1 protein-coding gene is annotated in these 1442 nt (G+C 65.9%); it reads right to left on the bottom strand.

What is annotated here, in order from left to right:
- Nucleotides 1-50: 50 nt before the first annotated feature.
- Nucleotides 51-1310 carry an IS256 family transposase gene (locus E0E18_RS13840; protein WP_130841938.1) on the bottom strand — a complete coding sequence of 420 codons (1260 nt, stop codon included), beginning with the start codon at nt 1308-1310 and terminating at the stop codon, nt 51-53.
- Nucleotides 1311-1442: the final 132 nt, after the last annotated feature.

Here is a 1442-nt window from a genome sequence, read left to right as displayed (position 1 = left end):
GGTCAAGCCCCTGGTAGTGGTGTAACTCGTTTTTGATCCTTCGTTGGTGGTCAGGCGGGTAGTTGCATCAGTTCATCGGTGCTCACCTCCGTCGCCTGGCTGGTGTCGGTGTTGGTGGTCAGGGTGAGTCGGCAGCGGCTGAGGACTTCTAGTCCGAGGTAGCGGCGTCCTTCGGCCCATTCGTCGGTCTGCTCGGCCAGGACGGCGCCGATGAGGCGGACGATGGCATCACGGTTGGGGAAGATGCCCACGACGTCGGTGCGGCGGCGGATCTCGCGGTTGAGCCGTTCTGTGGGGTTGTTGGACCAGATCTGGCGCCATACGTCGTCGGGAAATGCGGTGAATGCGAGCAGGTCTTCGCGGGCGTCCCCGAGGTGGTCGGCGACCTCAGGCAGCCGGTGCTCGGTGTACTCCAGGAGCCGGTCGAATTGCGCGTTGACAGCCTCCGCGGTGGGCTGGTCGTAGACGCTGTGCAGCATCGCTTTGACGGCCGGCCACATGGACTTGGGGCAGGCGGCCATGAGGTTCGCGGCGTAGTGGGTGCGGCAGCGTTGCCACGCGGCTCCGGGCAGGTTCGCCGCGATCGCCTCTACCAGCCCGGCGTGGGCATCGGAGGTGACCAACCGCACGCCGCCCAGGCCGCGGGCGACCAGGTCGGCGAAGAAGGTGTTCCACGACGCGGTGGTCTCGCTGGTGGCCACCTGCGTGCCGAGGACTTCGCGGTGTCCGTCGCCGTTGACGCCGGTGGCCAGCAGCACCGAGGCTTTGACGACCTGCTTGTTCTCGCGGACCTTGATCGTCAGCGCGTCGGCGGTGACGAAGGTGAATGGTCCGGCCTCGTCCAGGCGCCGGTGGCGGAACGCGGCGACCTGCTCGTCGAGGTCTGCGGCCATGCGGGAGACCTGGGTTTTGGACAGTGAGTCGATGCCCAGGGTCTTGACCAGCTTGTCCATTCGGCGGGTGGAGACGCCGGCGAGGTAGCAGTCGGCGACGACGGTGATCAGTGCCGATTCGGCCCGCTTGCGGCGTTCGAGAAGCCATTCGGGGAAGTAGGACCCCTGACGCAGCTTCGGCACGGCGACGTCGACGGTGCCGACGCGGGTGTCAAGGGGTCGGTGGCGGTAGCCGTTTCGGTAGTTGGTGCGCTCGGCACGGCGGGTGTTCCATTCGGCGCCGCAGACGGCGTCGGCGTCGGCGGACAGCAGGGCGTTGATCATGGTCTGCAGCAGCTCGCGCATCAGATCCGGCGACGCGTCGGAGAGGGCTTGGCTAAGCAGGCCTGCAGGGTCGACAATATGGGGTGCGGTCATCGTGATGACTCCTCGAGGATTCTTTAGACGGTTGACTCGAAGGATCACACGGTGGCCGCTCTACATCCGTGCACAACACGGATTCGTAGAGGGGCTCGGCCACCGAGTTACACCACTCTATGGGGCACTACT

It is taken from the genome of Corynebacterium neomassiliense (assembly GCF_900626215.1).
Lineage (GTDB): Bacteria > Actinomycetota > Actinomycetes > Mycobacteriales > Mycobacteriaceae > Corynebacterium > Corynebacterium neomassiliense.
This window is presented reverse-complemented; position numbering and strand designations above follow the sequence as displayed.